This window comes from Halobacillus sp. B23F22_5, from assembly GCF_043497085.1.
Classification (GTDB): Bacteria; Bacillota; Bacilli; order Bacillales; family Halobacillaceae; genus Thalassobacillus.
Window position 1 is genome coordinate 105,516 of the sequence record NZ_JBIEKI010000010.1, and the last position, 16,467, is coordinate 121,982.

The window sequence follows — 16,467 nt, forward strand, 5'->3', positions numbered from 1 at the left end:
TAAATAACCGCAAGCAACGGAGACTCCATGCTTGCGGTTGTGTTGTATTTACTCTTTTTTCGATAGCTGTATGGCTGCTTTGATATCTTTGAGTGACGATGATTTTCCATACATCAGGACACCGCCGCTGTAAATGCGCGCCCCGATAATCGCCATTATTATAATGGTTAAAATTAAAATACCGATGGATAAGCCTACTTCCCAGAAGGGGAGGTCCAGCATGCCAACCCGTAAGAACATCAGCATCGGTGTAAAGAACGGGATAAAAGACGTCACCGTTACAAACCCGGAATCCGGAGCGTTGAGACCGAACATGGCAATCATGAAAGCCGCCACAATCACCAGGGTCATCGGTGCAATCAACTGCTGTGCATCTTCAAGACGGCTTACCAGTGAACCAAGCATGGCTGCAAGCGTTGCATATAATAGATAGCCAAGAATGAAGAATACAATCAGATAAATAAATAAACTTACCTTCAAATCATCCAGCCCGAAGTATTCAAAAATACCTCCAGTCATTACATCCTGATTCATTTTTACCGCCTGGAAGCCCACCACCATGAATAACGTAAGCTGCGTCAACCCCAGTAACGCGACACCGATGATTTTAGCAAACATCTGAGCAACTGGTGAAGCACTTGAAATCAATATTTCCATGACCCGGCTCGACTTTTCCGTGGCTACTTCCATCGCAATCATGTTTCCATACATGAGCACAGCAAAGTACATGACAAATAGCATGACGTAGACAAGTCCGCGTGCTTCGCTCAACTCTTCCTCAGTCTTGGCATTCTCCTCTAATGCAATCGTATCGAAATGGACCGGGGAGGAAATCTGCTGAAAAACGGCAGGGTCGATGTCAGCTTGATCTGCCGCTATCATTACTTTCAACTGCTGCAAGGCATCCCTAATTTTATTGCTTAGCGTCGTGTTGGCAATCTGATTGGCATAAAACGTTGCAGACGGTATTTCATTTTCTGCTGTAATTTCCACAAAAGCCTGATACTCCCCATCCTGGACAGCCTGCTCTGCTTCTTGTTTTGAACCGTCAAATGCTGTTAAATCAACGGAAGCCTTCTGCATCTCCAATTGATTCTGCAGCGGATCAATTAAGCTATCTTTGTCACCGATGACCGCAACTTCCTGACTATCGTCTTCTTCACCACCAGTGAACTTCTCAGCAATTGTCTGGAAGTTTGCCAGACCAATAATCAATAACAGCGTCACACCGGTAGTGATCAGAAACGACTTTGATTTCAATCGATTCATATACGTATGGGACAACATAATCCAAAATTTATTCATAAGAAGCACCTACTTTTTCGATGAAAATGTCGTTTAAGGACGGCTCTTCTAAATCAAACAGACGGACGAAACCTTTTCCATGGAGGGTATCGAATACACGCTGGGCTACAGACTCATTTTCAATTTGCAGCTCACAACCTTCTCCCGTCCGCTTGTATTTCACGACCCCCGGTATTTCTTGTACATGTGTCAAATCGAAATCCGCATGGATACGCAGATTTTTCTTGCCGAACGATCGTTTGATTTCTTTCAGTTTGCCTTGCACTACTGGCCGCCCTTTTTGTAAAATGCACAAGTGCTCGCATAGTTCCTCGACATGCTCCATCCGGTGAGAAGAAAAGACGATGGTGGTGCCCTGCTCTTTCAAATCGATGACTGCCTTTTTCAATTGCTCGACATTGACCGGGTCCAGCCCCGAAAACGGTTCATCTAAAATCAACAGTTCCGGTTTATGTATGACAGCGGAAATAAACTGGATCTTCTGCTGGTTTCCTTTAGACAATTCCTCGACTTTTTTCTCTTTATATTCAGGTATGTTGAAGCGATCAAGCCAACTGTCCAGCTGCCCAAGTGCTGACTTTTTCTCCATACCTCTCAACCTGGCTAAGTAGACAAGCTGGTCTTTCACCTTCAGTTTCGGGTACAGCCCACGCTCTTCCGGCAGATAGCCGATAAGATGGCTTTTCTCATAGCTGATCGTCTCATTGTTCCAGGAAATAGATCCTCCTGACGGGTCAAGGAGGCCAAGAATCATCCGAAAGGTCGTCGTCTTGCCAGCACCATTCCCTCCTAAAAATCCAAACATCTCTTTTTCTGGTATCGTAAGGGACAAATGATCGACTGCTACTTCACCGCCGAACCGTTTTGTCACTTGATGCAATTGTAATGCCATAACTGTTCCCCCTTTTTTCACTTCTTAATTATACGCTGTTACCAGGCAAATAGTTTCAATTATATCTATTATTTTTTAAAAGACTCTTTTCAGGGAAATAAAAAATAAATTAGCAACAAGCAGGATTTTCTGCTATTCATATTTAATTGTAGAAAGTGGGAAAATTTTAGGAGGGGTTAAACTATGAAAGCCTACGCACTGACTGTCTTTGCCAAAGATGGCGAGAAATTATTGGATGAAAACTTTGAAGCTGCCGATGATAACGATGCGAAACAAATCGGCCAGAATAAATTACAAGAACATGGCTACGAAGAACATACCCATCGCTGTGTTGCACCAGAAGGCCACCTGGTTCTATTCCATAGGTAGGTAAAACAAAAGCAGGCTCAATTCGGTTTTCCGCGATTGAGCCTGCTTTTTTAATGGCAAGGTGCTTATTGGTTGGCTAGCTTCAATCATGTCATAGGCAACCTGTGTTGTGGAAGAAAGGGAAACTTCCTCCATCCGTTTTGCTTATGCGTGTCGTATCTTTCGAAGCGATTGCCCTTTTCTTATTATTTTCCGGTGAACTCAGGTTTCCTTTTTTCCATAAATGCTTTGACACCTTCCTGGTGGTCACTCGTCTGACGCAGTTTCCACTGGGCTTTTCTTTCTTCTTCAAGATATTTCTTCAACTTTTCCAGTCCATATTGATGGTACAGCTGTTTCGTAGCAATCATCGACTGAAGCGGTCTGTGGCTCCATTCTTCCGCTAGCGCTTTTGTTTCTGCTTGCACGTTTTCATCTGCTACCTGGTCGACAAGATGATAGTCATAAGCCTTTTTCGCATATAACTCTTCCCCATTCCATGCGAACTGCTTCGCGCGGTGCGTGCCCAGCCGTTCCTGAAGCCAGAAGTGTCCGCCGCCATCCGGAAAAAGTCCGATCCCGATGAAATTCATGGAGAAACGTGCCTCTGGATCGGCGATGATGTAATCAGCCGCAAGAGCAATACTTAACCCTAAGCCCACAGCCGGACCGTGAACGGAAGAAATCACTACTTTTGGCATCGTGTATAGTTTAGTAACGATAGTTTCGATATTCCCCATCACTTCATTGAATTTGGCCTCATCACTTACTTCCGTCATCATTGTGACGTCGCCTCCTGCACAGAAACCATCTCCTTTTCCAGAAACTACAACAATTTGTGCATCGGATGCCTCTACCTTCTCCAGCGTTGTTACGAATTCCTCGAGCATTTCTACATGCAGTGCATTATAGCGTTCACCACGAGCAAGTTTAAGCTCGATGATATTATCTTTATTTTCTAATTCAAAATAGTTCATAACGATCTCCCTTCATAATAAAACGCTTCCATTTCTTTTTCGCTATCTCATTTACAAAATCCTGCCAGTTTCGACAAAATGTTGAATAGGACTCTCACGAAACACCACCAACAACATTTAATAGAGCCTAAATAAAAAAAGTAGTTCAATCAGGGAGCGCAAAATGTTTTTTGCACTCCGAAACTGAACTACCTTACTAGGATTTAACCCTTTATATTACTGTTCTTCTGGTGTACCGTAAAGCTCTTCTAGAGGCTTTGTGATGATACGGCTCACGTCGTTGATTACCGTGTTCAACTGCTGTTCTTTTTCCATAAGTTTAGAAATCACTTCGTGCTGCTGTACAAGCTGTACTACTTGCTGTGCCTGCTGCACTTCTTCTTCTGTGATTTCTTCCCCTTGCATTTGTTTTTGCTGCAAGTTGATTTGTGTTTCACGGAAGTTATCGAACATTTTCTTCGCTGCTTCGTCAGCCATTACTGCTTCGTATGCTTCTTTCAATCCTTGGAATTCATCGCTATTACGAATCGCTTTCTCTAAGTCATACGCGTTATCATAGATATTTGCCATTGTTTTAAAAAACCTCCTGTATAATTCACTTACTTTGATTCCTTCCCCACTATAACAAACGTAAACGGATGTGTATAGGAATAGAGACATTATCCTAAAATTAACACGATTACTCCCTGGATGATCCCGATCAATCCACCAAGCAATGCTCCCAGATAGGTAATCATTTTCAATTCTCGTCTGGAAATATCCAGCACCATTGCTTCTAATCTCCCAACAGAAAAAGCCTCGACTTGATCCTGGACGATTTCCGCCAGGTGAAGTTTTTTCATCATCGGCTCAATTCGATCCGCCAGCAGGGTACCTGCTTGCGCGACCAGCACCGGGACTGCATCCTGGATGATTTTGGAGCGAATCGGCTTCACCCAATCGGCTACGGTGCGATTCATCCAGTTTTTAAGCGGGATAGTTTTGGCTACGGTTGTACCTAACGTTCGTTTAATCGCGTTTTTTCCGATTTTTTCTTCAATTGTTCCTACCGGTTGACGGATCCAATAATCTTTTTCATTGCCGATCAATTCTACGAGCCATTCCTTCGTTTCCGGAGCCCTTACATACTGCAGGACGGCCGGATGGGCTTTATCTGTAAGTCCCTCTGGTGTTATGAAGGAAGAAATCATATTACCGAGAAATCCTTGGCCGGTTAAATAATGTTCAATCAATTCCGCAATTTTTCGCTTGCCTTCCGGGCTGTCAATGTAGGTGCTTAGCTTAAGCTGGATATTGGCAGCAAGCTTATCTACTCCCTTATCCGCTTTCTTTTTCCAATTGTCCGGAAGCACTTTTTCGACAGGAACAGAACGGTATTGGTTCATCATCTCTTCATATTGATTTTCCACCCAATAGGAAATTTTCCTGCGAAGCTTGTCCTCATCCGCTTCGACATCGAAGAAGTTCAGCAGTTCGATAATCTTCTTTTCCTGTTTGAGCAACTGTTTGACTTCATCTTGAGCCCATAGAGTCATCTGCCTTTGAAACTCACTCTCTTCCAGCTTTTTGCGGATCCCTTCTGCCGTCAAAAGATGCTGGACTACCATCCGGCCAAGCTGACGTGCCAGTTCCTGCTGACGCTTTGGAATCAATCCAGGAGTAAAAGGCAAACGATATTTGCCTATATATTTTGCTTCATATGGTCGGAATAACATTTTTATCGCTAATGAGTTGGTGAGACCGCCAATAAGAGCGCCAATCCCCATCATCATCAGTATTAACAAAACTACGTTCATGACATCAACCTCATTTCCATTCTCCGTCACCAGTATATATCATTTTCCCGGAATGAGAAACGGTCATGCTAAGAATTTCCTGTGCATATATAAATAGAAAGATGGGGAGGGCTGTCCATGTATTTTTCCATACGTTATTACGCAGGATCACACGCCAGAATGATCGTTCCAAAAGCCTATGAAAAAGAGTTCCAATCTGTCGATTCCTTATCATTCGGAAAAAAATCCTGTACGGTCCGATGCTTGACTCACCGGGAAAATGATAATTGCATTTTAATTTCTTCTGCAGCAATAGAACAATTGCAGCTGCCTAATCATCGTATGGCGATGTGCCATATTACTGGTGATAAAGCACGATTGACTGTTCCGTTCGGCGTATTTACAGCTGGCTTTCAAATAGAAGGCCAGTTACTGGGGCCGCGGACAAAATATTTCGAGGGTTTCAGTACCACAGGGCAGGAACTCGGATACCAGGCTGTTTTTTTCGGATACCAGCATTTGTCCACACTCCCGGCCTATATAAGTGGTTACGTCTACGACAGGCAAGTGTGGCGGAAGATAGAATCGCCTTTACCGGATATTATCTATAACCGCGTCACGAACAGGAAAACAGAAAATCACCCCAAAGTTTACCAGGCTCTGCGGACCTTAAACGAAAAGTCCCGTGTGTTCAATCCTGGATTCTTTAACAAAGCAACAATTTTGAAATATGTAATGGAAAGTAATGAAACGGATCATTTACTCCCCCATACCATTTTCAATCCTTCGAAACAAATGCTCAGCGATATGCTGCAAAAAAATGCTATATATATCAAACCTACCCACGGCAGCCGTGGCGAGGGTTTGATGAGAGTTAAACAAAATGAAGATGGTTCACTCGATGTTCTTGAAGCCGATGCCCGCCATCCTCATCACTTCCAGGGTGTCTATAGTTTTTTTCAAGCTTATTTTCCACAAGGCAGTTCCGGCTATTTAGTTCAGCCGAAAATCGATCTTCTTGAAATAGATGGGAAGCCATTGGATTTTCGTGTTCATAGCAATAAAGATGAAACAGGGACTTGGAAAATTACCCTGATCGGTGTCAGGGTGGGTAATGAAAAACAGCCTACCACACACCATATTCATGGAGGCACGATCAAGATATTAGAAGAAACTTTTTCTGAAGTACGCACACGCCAAATCAAACAGCGGCTGACAGACACAGCGCTTTTGGTCAGCAAGGAAATCGATCAGCATTTTGACGGTCAATTAGGCGAATTAGGCCTTGATATCGCCATCGACAAAGATGAGGGATTGTGGTTGTTCGAAGTCAATTCCAAGCCCGGATTTTTCTTATTCGATCATCCTGCCCTGGCCGAACAAATGGATAATTATTTTTCGTACAGCTATCGTTATGGGCAATACTTGATGGATCGAGACACTGATTGATTTCTTTACGCATGAAAAAGGCCTGCTGGCAAAAAATAAGTGTATATTGCCGGGAGGTGAAGAAGTGAAGGAGAAGAAAGAACGCCACCATGCCACAGAAGGCAAGGGAAAGTTTGAATTGGACGTCGACCGGATGATAAATGAAGGTATGGCCGGCGGGATGGAACGATCTGTTTATGGCAGAGAGCAGCTGGGAGAAGTTCATGAAATACCTGAACAAAAAGATGACTGAGCACTTTCATATCAGAAAGACCTGACTTATCGCCAGGTACTTATGGCGATAACCTAAGTGTTTCTTATACTTTAGTCCTTTAAAAAAAGTCTTAAAGCACAAAAAACGTACGTCAGAATGGCTGACGTACGTTTTTTATAAGGACTTTTCTCTATTTGTGCTTAGCGGCTTTTAACAATCATTTGTACGGCGTCGTTGATCAGCTGCTCGGCAGAATCGCCTTGTTCGTTGCTGGTACGGATGCAGGTTTCAAGGTTTTTTGCAACGATATACCCAATCGCACGGTCCATCGCAGAACGGGCTGCAGACAGTTGAGTGATGACGTCTTTACATTCTTTTTCCTCTTCCATCATCTTTAATACACCGCGGATTTGACCCTCTATACGTTTCAAACGATTTTTCGTTTCCTGGTTATATTGATCCATTTTAATTTCTTCCATGCTTGTCCCTCCCTTTCCCTAGGGTTATATCATGAAAAGTATTCCCTATTTTCAGTGTACCCTTATAGGTATATTATAATCATTTTCTCCTGAAAAATAAACCCTTATGTTTGGTATAAGTATTCCTATTGATATAATAAAGAATAACTTAAAAAAAAGGAAGAGACAAATGATTATAATAGAAAAAATAAAATCGATTTACCCTTCTCTCGTCAAACTCCCTTGCGAAAAGCATCTGGACGCAAATGAATATAAGTGGTTTCAAACAGAAACCGAGGAAATCATCGGGATTAAAAAAAGTGAACTTTCCAGTCGTGAATCAGACATGCTGGAAATCTTCTTGACCCCATATTACTATGACACCCCTTATATTACTGAACGGGAACAACAATGGATCGACTTGATTTATCACCATAAACCTGAAAAATTGATTTATAACGACCCACCCGGCAGCTTCCGGTTTGTTTTTTTCAAATTATCGGAGCGAAGTGCTGAGCCTGAGACCTTCCGGGAAGCAATCCAGGGTTTATTTTCCGTTCAAATGCCGATCATCTGGGAAAATGATCATACCGGATTCATCATCGAAGAAAGAAAAGGTAAGGAAGATGAGACACTCTCCTTTGAAGAAATCATCGATGTATTAATGAGTGACTTTTATAGAAAGCTTTCTTTTTATGTCAGTGAATTCGTCAATGAGATCGAGGATGCTCCCTCCCATTTCAGCTGGAGCAAGCAATGTTTTTATATCGCACAAAATCACGTAAAAAAAGATGTCACACATTTTCTTGATGTGCTTCCCTATGTATACCTGGATCAGCTTCCTGACGACCAGGCTGACCGGGTGACTCAGGCAATCTTGCAGGAAGTGATCAATGAACCAGAGCTTCTGCATACCGTTCAGGTATTCCTGGAATGCAATTCTAACGCTACCTTGACGTCAAAAAAATTATATATGCACCGCAACAGTTTGCAGTACCGGATTGATAAATTCATTGAAAAAACAGGGATCGATGTCCGGCAATTCCAATTTGCCCTCCCCACCTACCTGGCACTATTGCAAATGAAAATCAACAGCTGGAGCGACCGGTAATTATCGAATGGATTGTGTTGAACCTGGAAACAAAAGCCACAAAGAATCCAGGCGAGCTGGTGTCACCTATTCGTTCAGATAAAGAGAATTCACCAGCAAAGGACCTCTAAAAAGAAAGGTAAAGGCACATGAGCTAGTGCAACTATACAACGTGCACAACCAAGTATAGTTTCTTTGTGCACGTTGTCCATTTACGCCCTATCAAGACTTAGGTAGACTAAATACATAGTTAATAAAACGCTTACATAACTTTGGGGAGGAATTACCATGGCAGAGCTTAAATTAAATCATATTGATAAAGTATATGACAAAAATGTCAAAGCGGTAGAAGATTTCAATTTGGATATCGCGGATAAAGAATTTGTAGTATTTGTAGGACCATCCGGGTGTGGTAAATCCACGACCCTTCGTATGATCGCTGGTCTGGAGGAAATCACAGGTGGAGATTTTTACATCGATGACAAACGTATGAATGATGTTGCGCCTAAAGACAGGGACATCGCAATGGTGTTCCAGAACTATGCATTGTATCCACACATGAATGTATACGATAATATGGCATTCGGCTTGAAGCTTCGTAAAATGGATAAAAAAGAAATTGACCGCCGAGTGCAGGACGCAGCAAAAATTCTTGGGCTGGAAGCATTGCTGGACCGTAAACCGAAAGCCCTTTCTGGTGGTCAGCGTCAGCGTGTCGCCTTAGGACGTGCGATTGTACGTGATGCGAAAGTATTCTTGATGGACGAACCTTTATCCAACCTTGATGCGAAATTGCGTGTACAGATGCGCGCTGAAATCCAAAAACTTCACCAGCGTCTCCAGACTACAACGATCTATGTTACTCATGACCAGACAGAAGCTATGACAATGGCGACCCGCCTGGTTGTCATGAAGGATGGATACATTCAACAGGTCGGTGCACCTAAAGAAGTATATGACAAGCCGAATAACGTTTTTGTCGGCGGTTTCATCGGCTCGCCAGCCATGAATTTCCTGACTGGAACATTGAAAGAAGGCTATATTGAAGTCGGCAATGTAAACATCAAAGTCCCAGAAGGAAAAATGAAACCGCTCCGCGCCCAGAACTATTTGAATAAAGAAGTCATCCTTGGTGTACGTCCGGAGGATATCCATGACGAACCTTTGTTCATTGACGCCAACCCTGAAAGCAAAATCACTGCCCATATCGAAGTAGCAGAATTGATGGGTTCTGAATCTTATCTTTATTCTAAGGTGAACGGCCAGGACTTTATCGCCCGTGTTGATTCCCGAACAGATATCAATGGTGGAGAAGACATCGAGCTTGCAATGGATATGAACAAAGCTCACTTCTTTGACGCAGAAACAGAAGAACGTATTAAGTAAACTTAAAAGGTTTGCATTGTAACATAAGAAAAAGGACTGTCATCTTTTTTAAAGTGGCAGTCCTTTTTCAATATGGAGCTTCCTGTATCTCTTTGGTCATGATCTTTCCACACTCTACGCATTGGATGATATGGATGCATTGATGGGCAGTGGCCGAGTCTGTATCTCCATCGACCAGCTTTGTCATCATCACTTCCAGGTAAGGGCTGTAGTCGTCCAGGTAATCAACTATTTTCCCCTGATCGACCATGTCACTCGCGCAATCCGGACAAATATCCTCAATCTCTTGTATCCCATTGCAAATTGGGCAAATCAGCATATCCATCCCTCTCCTCATTACTATAATATTACGGATGCCATTACTTCTTTTATTGGTCCATTTAAAAAATGAATGAACGCGGAACTATGAATTTCTTATAATAGAGGATTCAATAATTATATATAAACAAAAGGAAGGAGAAGCGTAGACCGCTTCTCCTGTTTACCATTCATTTATCGTGGTTGTTGTCCGCCGAATTGAGATTCAGCCATTTGGACAAGACGCTTAGTGATTTCTCCACCTACAGATCCGTTAGCACGGGAAGTAGTGTCAGCGCCTAGTTGCACACCAAATTCTTGTGCAATCTCCATTTTCATTTGGTCAAGTGCTTGTTGAGCACCAGGTACTACTAATTGATTAGATTGGTTTTGGTTTTGAGCCATTGTGTCTCACCTCCTGTGTAATTGTAGTTTGACCCACAATTCAGGAAGTATCACAAATTTTAATTGGTAATTTTCTACAAAAATTAATTACTTAGCATTCGGCTTTGTCATCGCTTTCGGATCAACGTATTCCTCGAATTCTGCTTCTGTCAGAATACCTAATTCTACAGCTGTTTCCTTCAACGTCTGATCTTTTTCAAACGCAGTTTTTGCAATTTTTGCCGCATTTTCATAACCGATATGCGGATTTAATGCAGTTACAAGCATCAAGGAATCTTTCAAATATTGCTCGATTTTTCCGTGATCAGGCTCCAAACCGCTGACACAGCGTTCATCAAACGATACCATACTGTCAGCTAGTAATTGAGCAGACTGCAAGAAGTTATAAGCGATTACCGGTTTGAAAACATTCAGTTCAAAGTTTCCTTGACTGGCCGCAAAACCGATTGTCGCATCATTACCCATAACTTGAGCTGCCACCATGGTGACTGCTTCACTTTGGGTTGGATTGACTTTACCTGGCATGATCGAGCTTCCAGGTTCATTGGCAGGGATTGTGATTTCACCAATACCGCAGCGAGGCCCGCTTGCCAGCCATCTGACATCGTTTGCGATTTTCATTACATCAGCTGCCAAAGCCTTCAATGCACCGTGAACGTGAACCAACTCATCATGAGAAGTTAACGCATGGAATTTATTCGGAGCAGAAATGAATGTTTTTCCTGTCTCCTCGTTGATTTTATTCACGACTGTTTCAGCAAAGTCCGGATGAGCATTCAAGCCTGTCCCTACTGCTGTACCGCCGATAGCCAGTTCTTTTACATATTGCAGGCTGTCTTCCAGCATGCTTTCTGTCTTTTCAAGCATACGGTGCCAGCCACTTATTTCCTGGCCAAGCGTCAATGGTGTCGCATCCTGGAGATGTGTACGACCAATTTTCACGATATCCTGAAACGCTTCCATTTTTTCTTTTAATGTTGTTTTCAATTGCTTCAAGGAAGGCAATACGGTTTCTTCCACTTTCAATACAGCTGCGATGTGCATCGCTGTTGGATACGTATCATTGGAGCTCTGGGACTTGTTTACATCATCATTCGGGTGCAGTCTTGTATCCGTCCCCTGCTCCTTCAGCCATTCATTTCCGACATAAGCGATAACCTCGTTGACGTTCATATTAGATTGCGTACCGCTTCCAGTCTGCCAGACAACCAATGGGAAATGTTCCTCCAGCTCTCCAGCTACGATTCGATCAGCAGCATGTCCGATGGCATCAGCTTTTTCCTGTTCCAAAAGTCCTAATTCCTGATTCGCTCGAGCCGCACTTTTTTTCAAAACGGCAAATCCATGAATCACTTCCACAGGCATTTTTTCATTGCCAATTGGGAAGTTTTCTTTGCTGCGCTGCGTTTGAGCTGCCCAGTATTTTTCTTTTGGTACTTTCATCTCACCTAATGTGTCTTTTTCAATACGATAATCCATGTTGTATCCTCCCTCGCCTTATGAAAAATAAACTCCTGTCCAATTATAACAAAAATTCTGGCGCTTCATCATTAAGAAGAAAACATCTAATACAAATAACAACTTTCTGACTATTTACATTATTCAGAAATAGGTGTATGGTATATATAACAACTCGGAAAGGAGGCAGGAAGGCACTACATACAACGTGAAGGAGGGATGATTACCGAAACACGTTTAGTAGCTGATTTTCTTGCTCGATCTTTTTTCAGTGGGTAAAATAATGGATTAGTGGTTGAAGAAGCCCTGTGGGAGGGCTTCTTTTTATTGTATAATTATGACAAATACGATTACATAGGAGGCTTAGTCATGCCTAATATCTGGACCCATATCCATTTCAGCCAATCAATGCTGGACACCCTGGAGCACACGGAACGGCTTAAAATCCTTTCTCCTTATGTCAACTTAGGGGCCCAGGGACCGGACCCGTTTTTTTACCATCGGTTTTGGCCTTTTTTAGAAAGCAAAGGCGTCGAGGAAGTAGGTATGCGGCTGCATACCGAATATTGTGGAGACTTCCTCCTCGACCTTATCGAACAAGGTAAAGAAGCACCGGCATCCTCCCAGGCCTACATTTTCGGTTTCCTGACCCATCATATTCTGGATCGCAACACCCACCCTTACATCCATTACCGTGCCGGGTACGAAGGAAATAGACACCAGGAGTTAGAAGTCATCATCGATACCCTCATCTTGGAACGTGAGAAAAGTATGAAAACCTGGCGTAATCCTGTACATAGACAAATTGATGTCGGAAGCAGGCTCGATAAGGGGCTTATACGGATCCTCGATACTACAATAAAAAAATATTTCGCTGACGTGACAGCAGGCCTTCCTGGTGACTATATCCAGGAATCTTATTATGATATGAAAACAGCTATGCGTGTGTTGTATGACCCGGCAGGCTGGAAAAACAAGCTGTTGGGCTCGCTTGTTTCTTCATTCTCCCACCGTCCAGTCGAGGAAAAAGAAGATTACTTGAACATCAATAAAAACGAATGGCACCATCCGGCAACTGGGGAATTAAAAAAGGAATCATTTGATGAGCTTTACGAAAAAGCATTTGATGAAGGAAAAGAAATCCTCACGCTACTGCTGCACTATTGGCAAAATGGTTCAAAAAATACACTAGAGGAACTAAAAGACAAGCTGGCGGACATTTCGTATGATACTGGCGAACCGCTGCATAAAAACTTAAGCAACCGGTATAGTGCACCAATCGTATAACATCGCTAAAAATTGGTTTTTCAAGTCGGTGAAAGCATATTTATATGAAGTGATGAATAGATTATTTAGTCACAAAAAAATACGGATACGGGCAATCCAGGGGGGGAATGGAGCTGAAAAATGTAAGCAGTATGGGGATGAAAGTTCTGTTATCGATTGTTTTCGTTCCATTGTTGTTCGGGTTGGGAATCGGCTTCAGTGGAGGAGCTCTTGCGGCGGTACTAGCAAGTATTTTACGGCTGTTCCATTGGGACTTCATTTATATCGGATTCTTATCGGACGTAAGCTGGAATTATTGGGGAGAAATTATCGGAGCACTATTAGGTGCCATGTTATTAACTTTTTTAGCTTGGATTTCATGGCATGCATTAGGCAGGTTCATCCAAAGATTTTGGCGCGCTTCATAAAATACAACATGTCGAACAAAAGCGCAAGCGCCTTGCTAGTAATGACGTTCGACTAAAAACGGCACGTCCTGTGCCAACATCGAACTGACCTGCATCCTGCAGGCCTCCGACAAGCTTAAGCCAAGCCTCGCCGTGACGTTTTCTTGTCACAGAGAGGCTTGACTTAAGACCTCGAGGGGGTAGGCGCTGGAGCTGGATGCAGCCCACTGCTATAGATCCTGACTTACGTGTGTATTTCTACTTTATCTTTGAGCCGTGTCTGGTCCTTCGCATCTTTCATCCCTTGCTCGACATCCACTTTTTGAAGCAACAACAAACCAAGAACAAAAAATACGATCAGAGCCAGAATTCCCAACCGGCTTGACCCCGTCAATTGCCCGACTATCGCAAATAAAAACGGACCAAAAATAGCAGCGAATTTAGACGAAATTCCATAGAAACCGAAGAACTCGGCATGACGGTCGCCGGGCACCATGCGGCCAAAAATAGATCTGCTCAAGGATTGGGCACCGCCCTGTACCATGCCGACACAGATAGCTAATAAATAAAAATGAAAGGCAGAAGTCATAAAATATCCGATGATAACAATTATGATGTAGACGACAAGACTGAGGGAAAGCGCCTTTTTAGCAGTGATTTTACCGGCAATCCAACCAAACAAAAAGGTGAAAGGAATCCCGACGAACTGAGTGATCAAAAGCGCAAGGATCAAGTCGTTGCTGCCGATACCTATATCCCGCCCATAGACGGTCGCCATTTTGATAATGGTGGAAATACCATCATTGAACAGCCAAAAAGCAATCAGGAATAAAAATAGCTGCTTGTATTGTTTGATTTCCTTAAATGTAGTTCCGACACGGTTGAAGCCAATACGAACATAGGACTTTGTCCGTTTGGATTTGACTTTTTTCTCTTCAAAAATATTTTTGAATAACGGAATGGAGAATACCAGCCACCACACCCCGACGGATACAAATGCCAATTTGGTAGCTGCTAATGTATTCGCAATACCGAATAAAGCTGGCTGCATAATCATCAGCAGATTGATTGCCAGCAGTACCCCACCTCCTATATATCCAAAAGCGAAGCCCCAGGTAGATACTTTGTCGATTGTATTTTCATCGGCTACTTCTGGCAAAAAAGCATCATAGAACACATTACCTCCTGAGAAGCCGATGGTACCGAACACCATTAGGACAGACGCCAGCAGGTAGTCTCCCTCCCCGACAAAAGCCATCAGGATACTCGCGAGCATCCCCATGAATGCAAAAAACATCAAGAACTTCTTTTTCGCAGCAGAGTAGTCGCTGATCGCCCCGAGCACTGGCGCCAGGACAGCTACAATCAATACGGCAATCGACTGTGTATAGCCCCAGTAACTTGCTGCCAATGACTCTTTCAAACCAACCGCTGCCACATCATAATAAAATATAGGCAGTACAGCTGCCATCATCGTTGTAGCAAAGGCAGAGTTCCCGAAATCATAGAATACCCAGCTTAACACCGGTTTCTTTTTCATAACCTTTCCCCCATCAAGATCAGACTTGTTATACTAAGCATAGCAAAATTTTACTATTACGATGCAGTTTTTTTCTGAAAATTATATTTATTTAGGAGGCATACGATGAAAGTTGCTGTATTCGGGGCGACCGGAAGAGTCGGCTCCGTATTTACTGAATTAGCCGGAGGTTCAGGATGGGAAGTCAATGCTCTTATTAGAAATCCCAATAAAATTCCCACTTCGTTCAGAAAAGTTAACGTGATAGAAGGAAATGCCTCCCGTCGGTCTGATGTGGAAGCCACCATCCAGGGCTGTGATGCCGTTTTTGTCGCACTTGGCACCGATAAATCAGATACCCTGTCAGTCTCTACCCCTCTGATAATCGAAGCCATGAAAAAATCTAACGTAATCAGGGCAGTCGTCATTGGGACCGCAGGCATATTGGACAGCCGTTTTCAAGCAGGGAAATATCGTTTTGAAACAACAGAAAGTAAACGCAAGTCGACGGCAGCTGCTGAGGAACACTTAAAGGCTTATCAAGCATGGAAAGCCAGCGGACTCGACTGGACATACATCTGCCCTACTTACCTGCCTGACGGTGAGGAGCAGGGAGACGTGCGCTTTGAACGCAGCTTCCTTCCTGAAAATGGCAAAAAGGTAACCGTTGGGGATACCGCCCGTTTCGCTTTTGATACGCTTGTGCAGGAGAAATTCATCCAGCAAAAGATCGGAATATGTTACTGATCCTTAAATTTTGCTATGTTAAATCTCTGTGATGATTTTACAGTTAAGCTCCCTTTACTTGAAGACTCAGTTTCGAGATAGTGGGGTCCGTTACCATAAGATTAATAGGGTGGTCGGGAAACGACTCGCTTTCCTGCGGGGGACCTGACAAGCTTCCTCGGGCTAAAGCCCTGCGGATCTTGCCTAGCCCCTTCTCCCGCGGGAGTATCGCCGTTTCCCCATAACCGTCAAGCTAACAATGAGTGTTGCGAAAAGAGAGTTATGACCGATCTATTTTTCAATATTTTTCCAACCATAACCTTAACTTTCACTATACAAATTCAATCATTCTTAAAACCCTGTCTTTAAAGCCTTATTTATAAGCTATGCCTAAAATGTCAAACGGACTAGTATGCTTTTTCCTATGCTCTTTTCTTCCGTGTCGCCTGGCATTTTCAAAGATAGCTTCCATCAGCTTACATACACTCTTTGTATCGGATTGGCTGGGGGATACGA

General features: G+C 43.1%; 18 protein-coding genes and 1 pseudogene. 8 read left to right on the forward strand and 11 right to left on the reverse strand.

The window, feature by feature from the left end; all coding sequences use genetic code 11:
- Positions 1–48: 48 nt before the first annotated feature.
- Positions 49–1,305, reverse strand: coding sequence for an ABC transporter permease (locus ACGTN9_RS13895; RefSeq protein WP_499593735.1), 1,257 nt, complete (start codon positions 1,303–1,305; stop codon positions 49–51).
- A complete protein-coding gene (locus tag ACGTN9_RS13900; protein WP_499593737.1) occupies positions 1,298–2,197 on the reverse strand; it encodes an ABC transporter ATP-binding protein in 900 nt (299 codons plus the stop codon). The genes ACGTN9_RS13895 and ACGTN9_RS13900 overlap by 8 nt, the downstream gene beginning before the upstream one ends.
- Before the next feature lie 183 nt (positions 2,198–2,380).
- Here ACGTN9_RS13900 and ACGTN9_RS13905 point away from each other — a divergent pair, with 183 nt between their 5' ends.
- Complete coding sequence (locus ACGTN9_RS13905) at positions 2,381–2,566, forward strand: YhzD family protein (protein ID WP_093046071.1); 186 nt, start codon at positions 2,381–2,383, stop codon at positions 2,564–2,566.
- 185 nt (positions 2,567–2,751) lie between these two features.
- On the opposite strand, the gene ACGTN9_RS13910 is transcribed toward ACGTN9_RS13905, so the two are convergent.
- The 3 genes from ACGTN9_RS13910 to ACGTN9_RS13920 form a co-directional block, all read right to left on the reverse strand.
- The gene (locus ACGTN9_RS13910; RefSeq protein WP_499593739.1) at positions 2,752–3,522 is read right to left on the reverse strand and encodes an enoyl-CoA hydratase; all 771 of its coding nucleotides are present in this window, start codon (positions 3,520–3,522) and stop codon (positions 2,752–2,754) included.
- A 216-nt stretch (positions 3,523–3,738) separates the two neighbouring features.
- Positions 3,739–4,092, reverse strand: a complete 354-nt coding sequence (locus tag ACGTN9_RS13915; RefSeq protein WP_028781945.1) for a YlbF/YmcA family competence regulator — start codon at positions 4,090–4,092, stop codon at positions 3,739–3,741.
- A gap of 89 nt (positions 4,093–4,181) precedes the next feature.
- Entirely contained in the window at positions 4,182–5,318 is a 1,137-nt protein-coding gene (locus tag ACGTN9_RS13920; RefSeq protein WP_499593741.1) for a DUF445 domain-containing protein, read from the reverse strand.
- Between the two features lie 117 nt (positions 5,319–5,435).
- Between ACGTN9_RS13920 and ACGTN9_RS13925 the strand changes: the two genes are divergently transcribed.
- The gene (locus tag ACGTN9_RS13925; protein WP_499593743.1) at positions 5,436–6,746 is read left to right on the forward strand and encodes a YheC/YheD family endospore coat-associated protein; all 1,311 of its coding nucleotides are present in this window, start codon (positions 5,436–5,438) and stop codon (positions 6,744–6,746) included.
- A gap of 64 nt (positions 6,747–6,810) precedes the next feature.
- Positions 6,811–6,978 (forward strand): hypothetical protein, encoded by a 168-nt coding sequence (locus ACGTN9_RS13930; RefSeq protein WP_499593745.1) that lies wholly within the window; start codon positions 6,811–6,813, stop codon positions 6,976–6,978.
- A gap of 161 nt (positions 6,979–7,139) precedes the next feature.
- Here the strand turns inward: ACGTN9_RS13930 and ACGTN9_RS13935 are convergent, their stop codons facing one another.
- Positions 7,140–7,418, reverse strand: a complete 279-nt coding sequence (locus ACGTN9_RS13935; RefSeq protein ID WP_028781942.1) for a metal-sensitive transcriptional regulator — start codon at positions 7,416–7,418, stop codon at positions 7,140–7,142.
- A gap of 169 nt (positions 7,419–7,587) precedes the next feature.
- Here ACGTN9_RS13935 and ACGTN9_RS13940 point away from each other — a divergent pair, with 169 nt between their 5' ends.
- Both ACGTN9_RS13940 and ACGTN9_RS13945 read left to right on the forward strand, forming a co-directional pair.
- A complete protein-coding gene (locus ACGTN9_RS13940; RefSeq protein ID WP_499593747.1) occupies positions 7,588–8,508 on the forward strand; it encodes a PucR family transcriptional regulator in 921 nt (306 codons plus the stop codon).
- A 267-nt stretch (positions 8,509–8,775) separates the two neighbouring features.
- On the forward strand, positions 8,776–9,873 hold the full coding sequence (locus tag ACGTN9_RS13945) for an ABC transporter ATP-binding protein (RefSeq protein ID WP_499593749.1): 1,098 nt from the start codon (positions 8,776–8,778) through the stop codon (positions 9,871–9,873).
- Positions 9,874–9,940: 67 nt separating this feature from the next.
- On the opposite strand, the gene ACGTN9_RS13950 is transcribed toward ACGTN9_RS13945, so the two are convergent.
- The 3 genes from ACGTN9_RS13950 to fumC all read right to left on the reverse strand — a co-directional run bounded on the left by ACGTN9_RS13950 (position 9,941) and on the right by fumC (position 12,054).
- Entirely contained in the window at positions 9,941–10,192 is a 252-nt protein-coding gene (locus tag ACGTN9_RS13950) for a hypothetical protein (RefSeq protein WP_499593751.1), read from the reverse strand.
- A gap of 173 nt (positions 10,193–10,365) precedes the next feature.
- Positions 10,366–10,575, reverse strand: coding sequence for an alpha/beta-type small acid-soluble spore protein (locus ACGTN9_RS13955; RefSeq protein WP_028781938.1), 210 nt, complete (start codon positions 10,573–10,575; stop codon positions 10,366–10,368).
- Between the two features lie 87 nt (positions 10,576–10,662).
- Positions 10,663–12,054, reverse strand: a complete 1,392-nt coding sequence (gene fumC / locus ACGTN9_RS13960) for a class II fumarate hydratase (RefSeq protein ID WP_499593753.1) — start codon at positions 12,052–12,054, stop codon at positions 10,663–10,665.
- Between the two features lie 348 nt (positions 12,055–12,402).
- Between fumC and ACGTN9_RS13965 the strand changes: the two genes are divergently transcribed.
- Together ACGTN9_RS13965 and ACGTN9_RS13970 are read left to right on the forward strand one after the other, a co-directional pair.
- Complete coding sequence (locus tag ACGTN9_RS13965; RefSeq protein WP_499593754.1) at positions 12,403–13,320, forward strand: zinc dependent phospholipase C family protein; 918 nt, start codon at positions 12,403–12,405, stop codon at positions 13,318–13,320.
- Between the two features lie 107 nt (positions 13,321–13,427).
- Positions 13,428–13,727 (forward strand): hypothetical protein, encoded by a 300-nt coding sequence (locus ACGTN9_RS13970; protein WP_499593755.1) that lies wholly within the window; start codon positions 13,428–13,430, stop codon positions 13,725–13,727.
- 223 nt (positions 13,728–13,950) lie between these two features.
- On the opposite strand, the gene ACGTN9_RS13975 is transcribed toward ACGTN9_RS13970, so the two are convergent.
- A complete protein-coding gene (locus ACGTN9_RS13975) occupies positions 13,951–15,246 on the reverse strand; it encodes an MFS transporter (protein WP_499593756.1) in 1,296 nt (431 codons plus the stop codon).
- 105 nt (positions 15,247–15,351) lie between these two features.
- Between ACGTN9_RS13975 and ACGTN9_RS13980 the strand changes: the two genes are divergently transcribed.
- The gene (locus ACGTN9_RS13980; RefSeq protein ID WP_499593758.1) at positions 15,352–15,972 is read left to right on the forward strand and encodes an NAD(P)-dependent oxidoreductase; all 621 of its coding nucleotides are present in this window, start codon (positions 15,352–15,354) and stop codon (positions 15,970–15,972) included.
- Positions 15,973–16,324: 352 nt separating this feature from the next.
- Here ACGTN9_RS13980 and ACGTN9_RS13985 read toward each other — a convergent pair.
- Positions 16,325–16,467, reverse strand: a pseudogene (locus ACGTN9_RS13985) (IS4-like element ISHaha1 family transposase); the annotation flags it as partial.